The following is a 14,375-nucleotide window of genomic DNA, read 5'->3' on the forward strand; positions in this document are numbered from 1 at the left end:
AGGTGAACTATATGATGCATAAAAACCACGCCGCTGCGCCCTCGAACACAGATGTTGATATGAACCCTATGCTCGATATCGTTTTCATTCTGCTGATCTTTTTTATTGTGACAGCCAGCTTTCAAAAAGCACATGTTCTTGATATTGATAGGCCAAACAAGGCAAACGTTCCACTCTCGCAAACTTTGACTCCCCAATTTAGCATCGATCAGCGAAACCGTATTTTCTTGAATCAAAAACAGGTAGACCCTGACGCCATCGCAGTGAACATCGCTCGATTGGCAGCCCAAGGGGAGATAGCTTCGATTAGCTTAAAAGCACACGCAATGAGCGAGCACAACACGCTGGTTACAGTGTTAAATGCGATTAAGTCACAAACTGATGCACCCGTTGCTTTGGGTAGTTAGTAGAGAAAGGCGAAGGGAAGAAGCCATGATGTCGCATCACATTACACCATGGCAGCCAATACTAAGGGTTAATATGGTGAAGCTGGGTGTTGACTAACTTGCCTTCAAAATCACGGTGTGCATCAATTCGCGCAAAGAATGCCTGAGCATTTGGTGTAACCGGGATCACAACTGAATAAAACGCAAAGTTAAGACCTGCAACAACCTGTTGCTGTGCAGCCAGAATCATGTAATTAACACCTTCCAGTGATTCTATCTGTTGTGCGGCACGCAGCTCCGCTTCACTGAAGTCATCACGTAAGGCAACTGAATCAAACGAGCCAATCGGCGGCACTAATACAGGCTCACTGAATGTGCGATCCGATAGCTGAGTAAAATGTTCACCTTGTTGATTGACTACAATCAGCTCTAGACGATTTACTTTAGGTACGTTTGGTGCCACAACCGGTGACACAAAGCAATAAAACGCATAGTTGGTGCCATTTACAATCTGAGATTGTCCAGCTAAAGGTTTAATATCCACACCTTCACGCTTATTAATATGTTCAAATGCATTGATGTATTCTTTGTCAAAATCCTGCGCCAATACGATTGGGCCAAAACCACCTAAAATACGATTTGCTTCAGACATTGTCTTATCCTTTTATGTCATTGAGAAAGAGATACTCCATACCTCGGAGTTGCTTGAGATGCGACTAGTCTAGGCTTAATTGGGCGGCCTGTTGGTATCACTTTAGTATCACTTTGGTATCAGATTAAATGCCGTAAATTTGTGCAACATTTTTGACATCTTTGTACACTAATCCGCACACCCAACTTCACCTCAGTTATTGGCGTAAATCACCGCGCGTTGCTAGTCTTAACATCCCTTTTTCAAGGAGTCAGATTATGGATGGCAGGGTAAAACTGGATTGTAAAATTCTAAAACAGCTACGCCGTGACTTGGGGTTAAGTCAGGAAAAGCTCGCATGTGCATGTCAAGAGAAAGCACTCTGTGTTTCCATTGCAACCCTTAAACGCGCTGAATGCGGCTGCAAAGTATACCACCGAACTGCACGGGAACTGGCTCGCTTCTATCAAATCCCGGTAAAAGATTTATTGAGCGATCAACCCATTTAAACTACAGCACTCAACTGCGAAATAAAGTCGTTTTTGTTCTAAATAGAGCCACAGTATGAATGCGCTGATGTTTTAGGCCTGTATTCGTTAGTAAACAGCGACTAAAAACGCATGATGAATTTATAGATTCCCCCTGAGCACAAGCGTCGTATTGCTGAATCGATTTGTAACAAATTTGCTATTTTCAATGACAATGCTTTCCCCTACTCTAAAACGGTAAATGCAAATGGAGAACGCGATGAAAGAATTACAAAAGTTAGTCAGTGGCTTGAATAAATCTGGTGCACTGAACGGCTTTTTAGGTGGTGTCGCCGGAGGCGGGGTCAGCAGCCTATTAAGTGGTAAAAAAAGTAAAAAAACCGGCAAAAAAGCGGTTAAATATGGTGCCTTAGCAGCTGTTGGTGGGCTCGCTTGGAAAGCATACAAACAGTACAGCGAACAAACTCAATCCGCATCACAACAACGCGACAGCCAAGCATATGAACAAGCGATGGCAAAACGTTCACACTCTCATCGGACATTTGATTTTCAACCTGCAAGTATGCCCGAACAAAGCTTCGAACAAGTTGTCGAAGATGATACGGGTTCAGGGCAACTGTTACTCATGCGGGCAATGATTGCTGCCGCATATGCCGACGGCCATATCGATGAGACTGAACGGCAAAAAATATTTGCGCAAGTCGAAACCATGACCTTAAGCGTACAAGAGAAGGCCATGTTGTTTGATGAGTTAAGAGCACCTATGAGCCTTAACGAATTAGTGGCAGCGGTGCCAAACGCACAAACGGGTATTGAAGTATATGCAGCAAGTGCGAGCGCCATTGACCTTAAACAGGCAGTCTCTTTACAGTATTTGCAAGCGCTAGCCAATCAGCTTTGTTTGCCTCGCGAGTTGGTCAATAGCATCCATCAACAACTTGATACGCTATAGTGGAAAACAATCATATTGATTATTTTCCAAGGAATTAGCTAAGCAGGCGTGACTCTTTTAAACTTGAATTTGCTCAACAAAGTACACAAAAGAGCACGCCTAAGTGTGGATGGCTTACCCTTTCTAAGTTAGTTAAAACTGAGCAGATAAACTCGGGTCATTCCACTATAAACACAGAGGGAATAACCTTTTATAACCTGCAACAACACACTTATGGCTTTTTAACCACTTTGGGCTTTTTACGGTTTGGGTAACAGGTGGTGCACATAGGACATACAGTGCCATCACACCCTCTGGCGGTACAAAACTCGCGACCATAGTAAATAAATTGCAGATGAAGGTCATTCCAATACTGTTTTGCAAATAGTCGCTTTAGGTCTTTTTCAGTCTGCGCCACGTTTTTACCACTGGTTAAACCCCAGCGCTGTGCCAAACGGTGAATGTGGGTATCAACAGGAAAAGCGGGCACGCCAAATGCCTGCGACATCACAACACCTGCGGTTTTGTGTCCAACGCCCGGTAGGGTTTCCAAAGCATCCATATCTTCAGGCACAATCCCGTCATATTCAGCGACTAAAATTTCTGACAACTTTTTAATCGCTTTGGATTTTTGTGGTGATAAACCACATGGGCGGATAATCGCTTTTATATCCTCAACCGACTGTTTTGCCATATCAAATGGATTATCAGCCAGTTGCCACAGTGCCGGTGTTACCTGATTGACACGTTCATCGGTACATTGCGCTGATAATAAAACCGCAACCAATAATGTATACGGATCTTTGTGATCAAGGGGGATTGGAGGCTCAGGGTAACGAGATTGAAGCTCTGTCAATATATATGCTACACGCTCAGCTTTTAATAGATTTTTTTCAGACACACTTGCTAGCCTAGGTTACTTTCTCATTGCAGTGCGCCTAATTTACACTGACGCCACAGCTGCGTCAGCATAAAACATCAATTTCTCGATTTTACTTCACATTGTACATTTGACTAAGCACCGAGATATTGCCCTAAAGCAATGAAAAAAGGCACACCAAGTAGCACATTAAACGGAAAAGTGATCCCCAGTGACGCTGTGATAGACATCCCAGCATTGGCCTCAGGTAAGCTCTCTTTCATTGCAGCTGGCACCGCGATATAAGAGGCACTGGCACCAAGCACCGCCATTAGCGCAAGTCCACCGGCACTGAGCCCTAACATCACGCCAAGACCTGTCCCTGCTAGGCCACCTAACATTGGCATTAAAATCGCGAAGCTAATTAAAAATATACTGTTCTTTTTTAATGTGCCCAATTGCTCACCCGCAACTAGGCCCATCTTTAATAAGAATAGAGCCAGAACACCGGAAAATAACTCGACAAAAAAAGGTGTGAGTTTTTGCACGCTCTCACCACCGACAAAGCCGATGATTAAGCTCCCTACCATTAACAAAATACTCTGGTTGGCTATCAGTTCTTTTTTCACAAACGCGCGATTGATAACCTTTATATTCCCTTTAGCAAGTACTAAACCAACCACAATTGCAGGCATTTCAAGTAACACCACAAACAGCGGGAAATAGGCTTCATAGGCAATATTCGCGGCTTCTAAAAGCGCCACAGCCACAGCATAAGTTGCTACGCTGACCGAGCCATAATGCGCCGCAATCGCACCGGCGTTGATCTTATCTAGTTGACCAAAATAACGTAATAGCGGGTACGCCACCAACGGCAATAGTAGTCCAAACGCCACAACGGCAAGAGACATTGTCAGCAGTGCGGGGTCAATATGTTGCTGCAGTGCTATTCCACCTTTAAGGCCAATAGCCACCATCAAAAAGAGGCTTAATGTCTTATACAGACCCTCTGGGAACGAGAGTTTTGCACCTAATAATTGGGCTAGGATACCCAGTATAAAAAAAGCAACAACCGCGTCTATCATGGATTACTTAACCTCAGCCAAACGAGAAGAATGAGAGGTGCTTTGCGATTTTTGAGTTTTGTTAGGTGAAGATTTTAACACGCTAAAAATTGACAACGTAAAGAGAAGTACGGCCAATAAAATAAACCCAATGCCGCCATGACCGAGTAAGTTACTCAAATAAGAAAACGCCAACAGACTTAAGCTCGTTATAAGGGATAACACCAAACTTTTAAATGCCATAACTCTCTCCTCTGTATTTTTGAAGATTTTACAAAAGTCACAACATAGATAAAAATAGATAGTAACTATGATAACCATAGATAAAAATCTAACTTGATAATTAAGTAGGATATATGGCTTCCAGATTACATGCCCACATCGGCACCTTTAGACAACTCGAAATTTTGCTTGCTTTGCATGAAGGCGGCAGTGTTAAAGCGGCATCCGAAAAGCTGTATTTAACCCAACCAACGGTTTCAATGCAGCTTAAAAAATTAGCCGAGGCTATCGGACTCCCTTTATATCAACAAGTAGGAAAACAGCTGAAATTTACCGATGCCGGGCTAGCAACCGTTTCTACGGCAAAACAAATATTGCAAAGTTGCGAAGAATTAGACATGCACCTTGCCAATATGCGTGGGCTCAAAGCCGGCACACTCAGATTGTCCAGCGCAACCACCGCAAAATATTTTATCCCCCATTTACTTGGGCCATTTTGCGAGCGTTATCCAGATATTGATATTCAGTTTACGGTTGCCAACAGACAGCAGGTAATAGAGCGTCTTGAACAAGGGTTGGATGACTTTTATGTGTTTAGTCATTTACCAGAGGGATTAGATTTGGAAGTGATTGAATTTATGTCCAATGATCTGGTTGCCATTGCACCAGCTTCTCATCCTTTTAGCCAACAAGAATGCGTATCGCTAGAGGCGTTTTGCAAAGAAGATTTTTTGATCCGTGAGTCTGGATCTGGGACCCGCTTTGCAACCGAAGCTTTTTTCAAAAACAAAGATGTTACACCCAATATCAAAATGACCATAGCCAGTAACGAGGCCATTATCCACTCAGTGCTGTCACGTTTAGGGGTTTCCATACTCTCGTCGCATACCCTCGCATTTGGCGAGATACATGATGTCAACGTGATCAATGTCGAGTCACTACCGATTCGCTCCAAGTGGTCTTTTTCTTGGACCAAGCGAAAAGCACTCTCCCCCATTGCCAGTGTGTTTCTCACCTATGTTGAAACCGAAGGCAGAGCCATTATGCAAAACGCGATCAGGATTTAGCACTTTTGTGCAAAAAAAACGCAGAATAAGTGAAATATAACTACTGTTATTAAGGTCTGTGTGACAGGCAACTTTGATTCGCTTGAGGGCTCAATTATGATAAATCCACTCAAATTGGCAATACTGTGTACGGTTATGGGCTTAACTGCTTGCGGCGGCAGCTCCTCGTCATCTCCAACAAATTCGCCAGCCGCAACAACACCCACCAATACATCCACTGGTTCTACAACAACCACGACGCCTGCACCTGCCAATACAGTGACTTATGAGCTGACATTTACCCGTACTTGGGAGCGCAGCAACTTTCCGACAAATTACCCCAGCGGTACTCACTTCTCACCTGTTATCGGCCTCACACACAATGAACAAGGGCGGATTTTTCAGCGAGAAACCTCGGCGAGCGCGGGGATTGCCAGCATGGCAGAAACTGGCTCAAAGACACTACTTAGAAATGAAATAAGCGATATACAAAATCTGGGTAATTCGAGTTACTTAATTGATGAATCTGGCATTTCAGGTAGCAGTAAAAGTGTTTCAATGACATTTGAGGCAAGCCAGTCTTTCCCTTATCTGAGTGTGGTTTCTATGGTTGCTCCCAGCCCTGACTGGTTTATTGGGATCGATAGCTTGTTACTTTTTAATGATAATCAGTGGGTAGATGAACAAACTATCCAACTTAAAGTGTACGATGCTGGCAGTGACAGTGGCGCGACATTTAGCGCCGCTGATTCGCCCACAGATCCACAAGCCACCATCACTTTACTCAGCAGTGAACGCACTGATACTGACTTTACAAATGGCGTTCACTTTACAAGTGGAGAGAATATTGGATTTATCAAGATCACTTTAATGCAATAGGCTCATAAGATAGCCACGGTTAGTCAACGGTGGCTATCATTTATGCACTTGCCAGCAAGTCATGTAATAGGGCTCTGAGCCACACATTTTTGTCATCGCCTTCTTTGCGGTTAAACCACAGCATCGCAATGGCGAAATCGGGCACCACAATGGGGGGCTCAAAATGACGCAGCCGGCTGTTTTTACATGCAATATCAGCCATCTTTTTTGGCACTATGGCGATTAATTTTCGACCCTGTAATAAACTCTGGATAGTCATAAAGTTACGCGTGGCCACAGTGACTCTGCGTGTGAGCCCTAGCGTTTTTAACGTGTCGTCAACGCCCGTTGTCAACTGTCCATCGGGGCTGACCAAGGCGTGCTCAACCTGTGCAAATGCCGCTGCAGATAGCCCTTCTTCACATACAACATGCCTAGGATCAGCAATACATACGTGCCGTTCAGTGTAAAGATGATGAGCACAAAAAGCGGGATCCGGCTTTGCGATACTGCCGATGACAATATCCAATTTCTCTTGCTCTGCCAAAGTGACGTAGTTACTTCGATTTACATTGATAAAGCTAATTTGTGCCTTCGGTGCCTGCTTACGGATGGCATCAAAAATCGCCGGAGCAAAGATAAATTCCGCATAATCGGTTAGCCCGATACGGCACACCCCTGCATACTCTGCCGGATTAAATGGTGTGCTCGTCAAAAGGTCGTTACTTACACTATCTAGTAGTTTGGTGATTGTTGGTGCCAAGAGATGCGCACGCTCGGTGGCCACCATTTTATGTCCTTGCCGTTCAAATAGCACATCGTTAAACAGCGAGCGCAGTCGTGAAAGACTATGACTCATAGCGGATTGGCTAACACAACTTTTGTGTGCTGCAACACTCACACTTTGGTAACGATATAAATACGCAAAGGCCACCAATAAATTCAGATCTACATTACGCCACTGTACGTCACTAAAACTCACCCAAACATCCCATATAATTCATAGAAACAATCAATACTATTAATTTGATTAATTGTAATGCATTTTTTAACCTAATGGCATGAATTAAACTCGCATCCAAAAAAGCACTCAACATGTTTACCATATTTAAACTCTTTTTCTTGCTTGGCTGGGTTAGCTTTGGCGGACCCGCTGCACATATCGGTTATTTTAGACAAACCTTTGTTGAAAAACTCAAATGGCTCGATGACCATGAGTATGGCCAAATAGTTGCTCTCAGCCAATTTTTACCAGGGCCGGGATCAAGTCAAGTGGGCTTTGCTCTTGGTTATAAACGAGGAGGCTTGCCCGGCGCTTTGGCCGCCTTTTTAGGGTTCACACTACCGTCGATATTAATCATGATTGGCTTAGCTGTGGTTGCCAGCCAAATCACCCAAAATGACCTCTTTCAGAGCGTAGTACATGGCTTGAAATTGCTTGCTGTCGTCGTGGTTGCCGACGCTGCATGGGGTATGTACAAAAACTTTTGCAAAAGCACCCTTACCGTTGGTTTGTGTATTTTAACAGCGACGGTGTTACTCATCGCACCAAGTATCTCAGTGCAAATTGGGATCTTACTACTTGCAGCTATGGTCGGTGCACATTATTTAAAACAGACGCAACCCAAACCAACAAACCAAGTTTTTAAACCGAGTTACACCCCACTTTTTTTATTCTTAGCACTTTTAATTGGTCTGCCATTTGCCGCAAAGCTCATGCCCTCGGTCGCCCTGTTTAATGATTTTTATCAAGCGGGCAGCCTAGTATTTGGTGGTGGTCATGTTGTTCTGCCTCTATTACAAAACATCGTAGGTGATCAACTCAGCCAAGATAGCTTTTTAACTGGCTATGCCGCGGCACAAGCTGTACCCGGTCCAATGTTTACTTTTGCAACATATATCGGCTATGAACTACTACCAGACAACCCGATTGCAGGCTCTCTGATTGCAACAATCGCCGTGTTTTTACCTGGCTTTTTACTGCTGTTGGCAGTGCTAAAAAACTGGCAAACACTCGCGCAAATGCCGCGCGTCGCAGGAGCTCTCAATGGCGTTAATGCCGCCGTAGTGGGACTGTTAATAGCCGCTTTGTACCAGCCGGTATTTGTCAGCGCGGTCTTCGCTCCCTATGATATTGCGCTAGTACTGGTGGGTTTTTTCTTACTGAAACAACTCAAGCTCCCCATCATTTGGTTGGTGTTAACTTTTATATTGGCCGGGATCGTGACTGGACTTGTTTAACTAATTAAACGGGAGACACGGATGTCTTCATTTGCATTTTCAGCTACTTATTATTGTACTTAAAGGCCTTAAAAGGCTTGCAATTCAATTACAAACATGAAATTGTATATTTATTTCACATAACAACATAAATAAGGAATATTTTATGAAAACAAAAATTAATAAAAAGCAACTTAAGAATTTGTCTCAACACAGCGAGGCGATTTCACCACATACCACAGCAATCATTGCAGGTGGTAGACAAGGTGATATGCCTTTGCCAACCAAACTCGCTTTTGCCTGCCCAGGTACTACGGCGTAACACCATCATCATAGCGAAGGAAACTCACCTTCGCTACTTACCCGTTTTAACGCAGTCAAAACCAACCACAACTCCCCCTCCAATTGAAACACAAAAACGCCCCTTACTACACAATAAATTTCTCATTGGGCTTTTAATTATTCCATAATACGCGTAGACTTGAATGATAACAATTATCATTCAAGTCTACGCGTATGTTTAAAGATTTTGCTACTCGAACCTGCCCCTGCTGTAATAAGCCACTCAAGCTAACCGAGCGTATCGCTTTACTGAATCGCGAGCCCTTGACTTGTAAATACTGTGCCAAGCCGCTAAGACCCAATTTTAGTATTATGCTTATTAATGTTTTTTGGCTAAGTAGCAGCGTTTCTTGGCTGGTAAAGACGCATACTGAATTGAGCTATGCTTGGGCATTGTGTGCAGCTCTACTGGCTGTCAGTGTGTTGTTACCTGGGCTAGATTTGCTCTTCTCCTTAGAAGAAGAGCACTAGCATAGCTGGTTGATCAAATCAGGATAACCAAAGCAGTTTAATCACCGCAGCAATGGTTGTTAAACTTAAAATAACACACAGTGTGTTAAATACCTTATTTGCGCCGGTGCCTTTAACGTAATCACCAGCTATTTGCCACCCGGCAAGCATGCCATTCAAAGCAAAAATACTCACACACAGCGTAGACACCACTTTGAACCAAGTTGGCGCTAGAAAATCACGCAAACTCTGGTGATCCGAAATAGGCGCATTGAACAGCAATACAAGCAACATAATGCTGTATGCAACGATCAGTGCATTGCCAATACGCTGTAATACCCACTGCTTTGTTCCCGAGCGTGCAATTCCCGTTATAGCCATATCCAAACTCCAATTACGATACTCAATACGATCCCCAAACCAATAGCAACCCGTGAAATCATGCAGCCACTGGCAAGCTCCTCAAAGTAGCCAAACTCTTGAATAATATGCTTAATTGTACCCAAGCAGTAATAGCCCAATGCTGTTAACAGGCCCCAAACAATAAACTGGATCAAGAAGTTTTCGGTAAATAAAGACGTTAATGTACTAAAGTTGTGTGTCGATTGAAGTGCGAAGATAAGCAGCGGTAATAAAACAACCAATGCCATCCAAACAATTACGCCGCTGACACGGTGTAAAATTGACGCGTACGCCGTGATAGGTAACGCCATAGTCTGAATTGCCAGATTCGTAGGCCGTTCTCTTTTCATATTAAATACCCAAATGCAAATGTACATAAATGCTAACGCAAATCATTACCAGTTACAAATGTAGTAAAATATTATCTTGTAAGGGTGGGTATGCGAAGAGAAATAGGAACCAAATTAACTTGTGTATATTAGGTTCGTATCAATGAGTTGATCATGACGACCATGAGGGGAGTGAGTTAGTGAGGATAGACACCCACCCTCACCGAGGCCATCAATGTGTTTTTTTCGGTCCAGTACGTACCAACTCTTTACCGTTCTCAAATACGTCTTGGGTAACCCAACGCCCTAGTAGCAGTTGATGTTTGTCGTCAAGTACTGCGACGAATGGGCGACCATTGCTATTGTGGGTTGCCAGTGCAATTCCCGCCACGTTTTCAAGGCCTAACCCGCCGTTTTCCACTAGCAGTAAAAATGCTTCTAATTCAGCTAAACTGCTGATTTCTTCTTGGTCGTTGATCATGGTTTTTAACTCTCTATACACTTATTCACGCTACTTTGAGATGAATTAAACTCAAAATAAACATTAATGGCTCTATTATATCTCGCAATCCATTTGCCAGCTACGTGCTCTGCAATATTACCACTATGGCGTATAGGGATTGCCGCACAGCCCCCTCTTGCCGTACACTCTGGGCATTAATGCATTTTATTTTTTGAGGTATCAATGGCTGAACCCGACAACAAACCCTCTGGCTTCTTTAGCCAGATGCTTTTTAATATTATTCTTCCAGTGATTATTTTGACGCGCTTTTCAGGAGAAGAGCACTTAGGGCCGTCACTGGGTGTCGTAGTCGCACTGGCATTCCCTGTTGGATTTGGTCTTTGGGAGCGCCAAAAAACGGGGAAGTTTAACTTTATTTCCGCCCTTGGTATTGTCTCTGTTTTATTAACTGGCGGGATTAGCCTTCTCGAGCTCGACGCCAAATATATCGCCATTAAAGAAGCCTTGATCCCTGGGGTGATAGGGGTTGCGATTGTGGTCAGTCAATATACCAAGTACCCATTGCTTAAAACCATGCTGTTTAATGAAAACGTCATGGACATTCCCAAAATTGACTCCGCGTTAAAAGAAAAAGGGAATTTAGATAAGTTACCCAAAGTGCAAATTGTTGCGTCTAATATTCTTGCTGGATCTTTTTTCCTATCATCCGTACTCAATTATGTGCTCGCTAAAATGATTGTCGTTAGTCCAGCTGGGACTGAAGCATATAACAATGAATTAGGCCGTATGACCGCATTGAGTTATCCGGTTATTGTATTACCCACCATGGTGATCTTTTTTGTTGCCCTGTACTACCTAATTAACTCGCTGAAAAAGCTCACAGGGTTGAAAATGGAAGAGATGTTTATTGAGCAATAGCGCAATACATTTCACGTTATTACGCAAAACGGGGCCTTTCAGCCCCGTTTTTTATAACAATCGGTTTTTAGGCAACCGAGTTAAATCTAACTTAAGAATTTTAGAGCGCCTTTGGTAGTTATAAAGTGACTTCTTCTTTGCTGGTAAGTCTTCTATACCCGCACAATCAAAGCCTTGTTCTAAAAACCAATGAATGCTTCGTGTTGTCAGCGCAAACAGGGCCTTATACCCTTGCCTGCGCGCCTTATTAATGACAGTGCGCAGTAAAAAGCTGCCCCGATCGGCATCTCGATATTGTGGATGAACAGCAAGGCTGGCAAATTCACCTACCTGCTCCTCCGAAAAAGGGTAAAACGCAGCACACGCAATAATCACCCCATCACGCTCTATCACAGTAAATTGCTCTATTTCCATTTCCAGCTGCTCACGAGAGCGCCTAACTAGATAACCCAGCTCCTCTAAAGGGCGAATTAAGTTAAGCACGCCATTGATATCAGCGATACTGGCGCTTCGCAGTTGCTCTGAACTCTGTGGCGCAATTTGAGTACCGATCCCATCAAGTGAAAAAAGCTCTTGCAACAAGGCACCATCTTCTCGATAACTGACTAAATGACAGCGGTGTACCCCGCCACGACATGCATCAATTGAGGCCTGTAAAAACACGGCTGCACTTTTACAAGGTGCATTACAAGTTTCTCCACGGGCCAGTAACAGCTCAGCTTCATTGGGCATTAACTCAGCAATGGCTTCACCGTGTTCGTCCAAGATACCGGCTTCATGGCAAAAACCAAGCATCTTATCCGCATCTAAACGCAGTGCGACTTGCGTTGCAATTTCCTCGGCAGTTAAATTAAAACTTTCTCCTGTTACCGAGGCCGAAATGGGGCCGAGTAAGACAATACTGTTATTATCAAGTTGGTGTCGAATACCCTCTACATCAATACGCCGCACTCGACCAGAATGGTGATAATCCACCCCTTCATCAATACCTATTGGTTGCGCAATTACAAAATTCCCACTCACCACATTAAGTGATGTTCCTGACATTGGTGTGCTACTCAGAGACATTGATAACATGGCTGTAATATCAAGCTGCATAGCCCCACTCACTTGCTTGATAATGTGGAGTGAATCTCCATCAGTGACTCGAATATGATTGTGAAATTCACTGTGAATACCCGCATTGGCCAACGCAGTATCAAACTGAGGTCTAGCACCGAACACCAACACAATTTTAATACCAAGACTGGTCAGCAACGCCACATCGTTAATAATGCTGCGATATCCAGGCTGATCAACAGCTTCACCACCTAGCATCACAACAAAAGTTTTCCCTCGGTGAGCATTTACATAAGGAGTTGATTGACGAAAACCATCTACGAGTTCGGTCGTGCGCACGAGCATTTACCTTTTATAAAAGTGCCAATAATTTAACTTACCAAAACACCCCCATCATAGAGAATTAAAATTCAAAATAAAAGAATTTTTATTCTTTTATTTTGAATTTTAATTCTCTACACACCTTTGAACCAACAACAAAACAAAAATAAAAATAAATACAAAACAAACAACTAAAAAGAAAAATCTGTATAACCAGACATTAAAAACCTTAACAACAAAGCACTTAACACAAAAACAAGTTAATTATTATTCACCATGAAACTCCGCTTTTATTGCGCTACGCAGTTCCGACCTGCATTCTTTCCTACATTTTTTAATTACTTTAGCGAGCTTCTATGGCTATCAACTAACTGTAGAGGAGAAAAATTCATGACAAACACACTATTATCCTTTGCAGGTCTCATCCGCTAAGTAGCTGCAGGCAAACTCAACGCCTGATATAGCTTCCTTTTAAGTTACCCACAGTTGCTTATTGTGAAGTATGATCTGGTGCATGACTGCTGCAAAAATTGGCCTCAAAGCAAGAAGCTGACATAAGCGTCCAAAAGTCTCGCTGGCAACATCACAGAGAAGTAGAACGAGGCAGCCCAATTAAAACGTTTAAAGGGGTTAACTTCACCTCCGTTAAAAAGTGAAGCAAACTATGCCAGATCCAACAAAGATAAACGTATTATTTGTTTGTTTGTAATCGCAACCAATGGCGAAGCGCTACTGGCTAACAAATGTGGAGAAACCACGCTAACCTCTGGGTACGCTCCGCCGGAACTAGCCCTAGTGCAAAGCGCACAGTAAACAAAGGGGGTATCCTGTGGGCTGATGTCATTTTTGTCATGGAAGAAAAGCATAAATGCCGTTTACGAGCTCAGTTTACACAGCTCTTGCTGTACATAGATATCCAGGTGCTTGACATACCAGATGATTACCAATTTATGGATGGTGCATTGGTTGAGATACTCAAAGCAACTGTTGGCGCCTATTTGAAACTCGACACCTGTTACTAACAACACAATCTATTAGTACAGGCCCAGCCTACTTACCTGAATTGCCGCCCTCTATCTCTTTACTTATATCGACGTTAGAAGCCGCTTTTCATCAAAAAAGCTGTGATAACGGGGCTCTTTTGCCAACTAATTATGACTTAAGCAGTTGAAAAATATCCTCATATACCTCTTTTTGCGAGTTCGTAGGTGCTATTCAAACGTAACTTAATTTGTTTACTGAACTTTATGCCTATCTCAACAGAGAAAATATAACTATCAAAAAACAATAAGTTAAATTTTCACCTCAAAATAATAAGCGAATAAACGCATAGTTGAATCGCTTTTTGCACGAGAGCCTCTATTACAAAAAACAGCATAAATTTAA

19 protein-coding genes are annotated in these 14,375 nt (G+C 43.0%); 10 read left to right on the forward strand and 9 right to left on the reverse strand.

The genetic code is table 11. From position 1 onward, the window contains the following. Positions 1-11: 11 nt before the first annotated feature. The gene (locus tag MHN81_RS01375) at positions 12-407 is read left to right on the forward strand and encodes a biopolymer transporter ExbD (protein WP_239424847.1); all 396 of its coding nucleotides are present in this window, start codon (positions 12-14) and stop codon (positions 405-407) included. Positions 408-468: 61 nt separating this feature from the next. Here MHN81_RS01375 and MHN81_RS01380 read toward each other — a convergent pair whose 3' ends face one another. Then, entirely contained in the window at positions 469-1,038 is a 570-nt protein-coding gene (locus MHN81_RS01380; RefSeq protein WP_239424848.1) for a hypothetical protein, read from the reverse strand. Between the two features lie 257 nt (positions 1,039-1,295). Between MHN81_RS01380 and MHN81_RS01385 the strand changes: the two genes are divergently transcribed. Together MHN81_RS01385 and MHN81_RS01390 are read left to right on the forward strand one after the other, a co-directional pair. Continuing rightward, positions 1,296-1,526, forward strand: coding sequence for a helix-turn-helix transcriptional regulator (locus MHN81_RS01385; RefSeq protein WP_023399655.1), 231 nt, complete (start codon positions 1,296-1,298; stop codon positions 1,524-1,526). Between the two features lie 238 nt (positions 1,527-1,764). Then, positions 1,765-2,457 (forward strand): tellurite resistance TerB family protein, encoded by a 693-nt coding sequence (locus MHN81_RS01390; protein ID WP_023399654.1) that lies wholly within the window; start codon positions 1,765-1,767, stop codon positions 2,455-2,457. A gap of 211 nt (positions 2,458-2,668) precedes the next feature. On the opposite strand, the gene nth is transcribed toward MHN81_RS01390, so the two are convergent. The 3 genes from nth to MHN81_RS01405 all read right to left on the reverse strand — a co-directional run bounded on the left by nth (position 2,669) and on the right by MHN81_RS01405 (position 4,602). Continuing rightward, the gene (gene nth, locus MHN81_RS01395) at positions 2,669-3,337 is read right to left on the reverse strand and encodes an endonuclease III (RefSeq protein WP_239424849.1); all 669 of its coding nucleotides are present in this window, start codon (positions 3,335-3,337) and stop codon (positions 2,669-2,671) included. Between the two features lie 113 nt (positions 3,338-3,450). Beyond that, positions 3,451-4,380: a sodium-dependent bicarbonate transport family permease gene (locus MHN81_RS01400; protein ID WP_023399652.1), complete on the reverse strand. Its 930-nt coding sequence runs from the start codon at positions 4,378-4,380 to the stop codon at positions 3,451-3,453. A gap of 3 nt (positions 4,381-4,383) precedes the next feature. Beyond that, entirely contained in the window at positions 4,384-4,602 is a 219-nt protein-coding gene (locus MHN81_RS01405; protein ID WP_239424850.1) for a hypothetical protein, read from the reverse strand. 113 nt (positions 4,603-4,715) lie between these two features. On the opposite strand from MHN81_RS01405, the gene MHN81_RS01410 reads away from it, so the two are divergent. Continuing rightward, positions 4,716-5,648: a LysR family transcriptional regulator gene (locus tag MHN81_RS01410; protein WP_023399650.1), complete on the forward strand. Its 933-nt coding sequence runs from the start codon at positions 4,716-4,718 to the stop codon at positions 5,646-5,648. Positions 5,649-5,744: 96 nt separating this feature from the next. Then, a complete protein-coding gene (locus MHN81_RS01415; RefSeq protein ID WP_023399649.1) occupies positions 5,745-6,506 on the forward strand; it encodes a spondin domain-containing protein in 762 nt (253 codons plus the stop codon). A 40-nt stretch (positions 6,507-6,546) separates the two neighbouring features. Here MHN81_RS01415 and MHN81_RS01420 read toward each other — a convergent pair whose 3' ends face one another. Then, entirely contained in the window at positions 6,547-7,467 is a 921-nt protein-coding gene (locus MHN81_RS01420; RefSeq protein ID WP_023399648.1) for a LysR family transcriptional regulator, read from the reverse strand. A gap of 113 nt (positions 7,468-7,580) precedes the next feature. On the opposite strand from MHN81_RS01420, the gene chrA reads away from it, so the two are divergent. The 3 genes from chrA (at position 7,581) to MHN81_RS01435 (ending at position 9,518) form a co-directional block, all read left to right on the forward strand. Next, positions 7,581-8,726 carry a chromate efflux transporter gene (gene chrA / locus MHN81_RS01425; protein WP_239424851.1) on the forward strand — a complete coding sequence of 382 codons (1,146 nt, stop codon included), beginning with the start codon at positions 7,581-7,583 and terminating at the stop codon, positions 8,724-8,726. Between the two features lie 145 nt (positions 8,727-8,871). Further along, positions 8,872-9,027: a hypothetical protein gene (locus tag MHN81_RS01430; protein ID WP_023399646.1), complete on the forward strand. Its 156-nt coding sequence runs from the start codon at positions 8,872-8,874 to the stop codon at positions 9,025-9,027. 194 nt (positions 9,028-9,221) lie between these two features. Then, the gene (locus MHN81_RS01435) at positions 9,222-9,518 is read left to right on the forward strand and encodes a hypothetical protein (protein WP_036976396.1); all 297 of its coding nucleotides are present in this window, start codon (positions 9,222-9,224) and stop codon (positions 9,516-9,518) included. An 18-nt stretch (positions 9,519-9,536) separates the two neighbouring features. On the opposite strand, the gene sdhD is transcribed toward MHN81_RS01435, so the two are convergent. The 3 genes from sdhD to MHN81_RS01450 form a co-directional block, all read right to left on the reverse strand. After that, the gene (gene sdhD, locus MHN81_RS01440; RefSeq protein ID WP_023399645.1) at positions 9,537-9,878 is read right to left on the reverse strand and encodes a succinate dehydrogenase, hydrophobic membrane anchor protein; all 342 of its coding nucleotides are present in this window, start codon (positions 9,876-9,878) and stop codon (positions 9,537-9,539) included. Beyond that, on the reverse strand, positions 9,869-10,249 hold the full coding sequence (gene sdhC / locus MHN81_RS01445) for a succinate dehydrogenase, cytochrome b556 subunit (RefSeq protein WP_036976394.1): 381 nt from the start codon (positions 10,247-10,249) through the stop codon (positions 9,869-9,871). The genes sdhD and sdhC overlap by 10 nt, the downstream gene beginning before the upstream one ends. A gap of 211 nt (positions 10,250-10,460) precedes the next feature. Beyond that, positions 10,461-10,709 carry a hypothetical protein gene (locus tag MHN81_RS01450; RefSeq protein ID WP_211011343.1) on the reverse strand — a complete coding sequence of 83 codons (249 nt, stop codon included), beginning with the start codon at positions 10,707-10,709 and terminating at the stop codon, positions 10,461-10,463. Positions 10,710-10,913: 204 nt separating this feature from the next. Here MHN81_RS01450 and MHN81_RS01455 point away from each other — a divergent pair, with 204 nt between their 5' ends. Then, the gene (locus tag MHN81_RS01455; protein WP_023399642.1) at positions 10,914-11,609 is read left to right on the forward strand and encodes a VC0807 family protein; all 696 of its coding nucleotides are present in this window, start codon (positions 10,914-10,916) and stop codon (positions 11,607-11,609) included. Positions 11,610-11,660: 51 nt separating this feature from the next. Here the strand turns inward: MHN81_RS01455 and argA are convergent, their stop codons facing one another. Next, positions 11,661-13,007, reverse strand: a complete 1,347-nt coding sequence (argA, locus tag MHN81_RS01460) for an amino-acid N-acetyltransferase (RefSeq protein ID WP_239424852.1) — start codon at positions 13,005-13,007, stop codon at positions 11,661-11,663. 725 nt (positions 13,008-13,732) lie between these two features. Between argA and MHN81_RS01465 the strand changes: the two genes are divergently transcribed. Then, complete coding sequence (locus MHN81_RS01465; RefSeq protein WP_239424853.1) at positions 13,733-14,011, forward strand: phosphotyrosine protein phosphatase; 279 nt, start codon at positions 13,733-13,735, stop codon at positions 14,009-14,011. Positions 14,012-14,375 lie beyond the last annotated feature (364 nt).

This window comes from Pseudoalteromonas sp. Of7M-16, from assembly GCF_022347805.1.
Taxonomy (GTDB): domain Bacteria; phylum Pseudomonadota; class Gammaproteobacteria; order Enterobacterales; family Alteromonadaceae; genus Pseudoalteromonas; species Pseudoalteromonas luteoviolacea_F.

Excerpts from the sequence above, each read along its gene's own strand:
- sdhC (WP_036976394.1), bottom strand. The coding sequence starts at position 10,249 with ATGAAAAGAGAACGGCCTACGAATCTGGCAATTCAGACTATGGCGTTA.
- MHN81_RS01385 (WP_023399655.1), top strand. The coding sequence starts at position 1,296 with ATGGATGGCAGGGTAAAACTGGATTGTAAAATTCTAAAACAGCTACGC.
- sdhD (WP_023399645.1), bottom strand. The coding sequence starts at position 9,878 with ATGGCTATAACGGGAATTGCACGCTCGGGAACAAAGCAGTGGGTATTA.
- MHN81_RS01465 (WP_239424853.1), top strand. The coding sequence starts at position 13,733 with ATGTGGAGAAACCACGCTAACCTCTGGGTACGCTCCGCCGGAACTAGC.
- MHN81_RS01390 (WP_023399654.1), top strand. The coding sequence starts at position 1,765 with ATGAAAGAATTACAAAAGTTAGTCAGTGGCTTGAATAAATCTGGTGCA.
- MHN81_RS01410 (WP_023399650.1), top strand. The coding sequence starts at position 4,716 with ATGGCTTCCAGATTACATGCCCACATCGGCACCTTTAGACAACTCGAA.
- MHN81_RS01400 (WP_023399652.1), bottom strand. The coding sequence starts at position 4,380 with ATGATAGACGCGGTTGTTGCTTTTTTTATACTGGGTATCCTAGCCCAA.
- MHN81_RS01430 (WP_023399646.1), top strand. The coding sequence starts at position 8,872 with ATGAAAACAAAAATTAATAAAAAGCAACTTAAGAATTTGTCTCAACAC.
- MHN81_RS01405 (WP_239424850.1), bottom strand. The coding sequence starts at position 4,602 with ATGGCATTTAAAAGTTTGGTGTTATCCCTTATAACGAGCTTAAGTCTG.
- chrA (WP_239424851.1), top strand. The coding sequence starts at position 7,581 with ATGTTTACCATATTTAAACTCTTTTTCTTGCTTGGCTGGGTTAGCTTT.
- MHN81_RS01375 (WP_239424847.1), top strand. The coding sequence starts at position 12 with ATGATGCATAAAAACCACGCCGCTGCGCCCTCGAACACAGATGTTGAT.
- MHN81_RS01415 (WP_023399649.1), top strand. The coding sequence starts at position 5,745 with ATGATAAATCCACTCAAATTGGCAATACTGTGTACGGTTATGGGCTTA.
- MHN81_RS01450 (WP_211011343.1), bottom strand. The coding sequence starts at position 10,709 with ATGATCAACGACCAAGAAGAAATCAGCAGTTTAGCTGAATTAGAAGCA.
- MHN81_RS01435 (WP_036976396.1), top strand. The coding sequence starts at position 9,222 with ATGTTTAAAGATTTTGCTACTCGAACCTGCCCCTGCTGTAATAAGCCA.
- MHN81_RS01455 (WP_023399642.1), top strand. The coding sequence starts at position 10,914 with ATGGCTGAACCCGACAACAAACCCTCTGGCTTCTTTAGCCAGATGCTT.
- MHN81_RS01380 (WP_239424848.1), bottom strand. The coding sequence starts at position 1,038 with ATGTCTGAAGCAAATCGTATTTTAGGTGGTTTTGGCCCAATCGTATTG.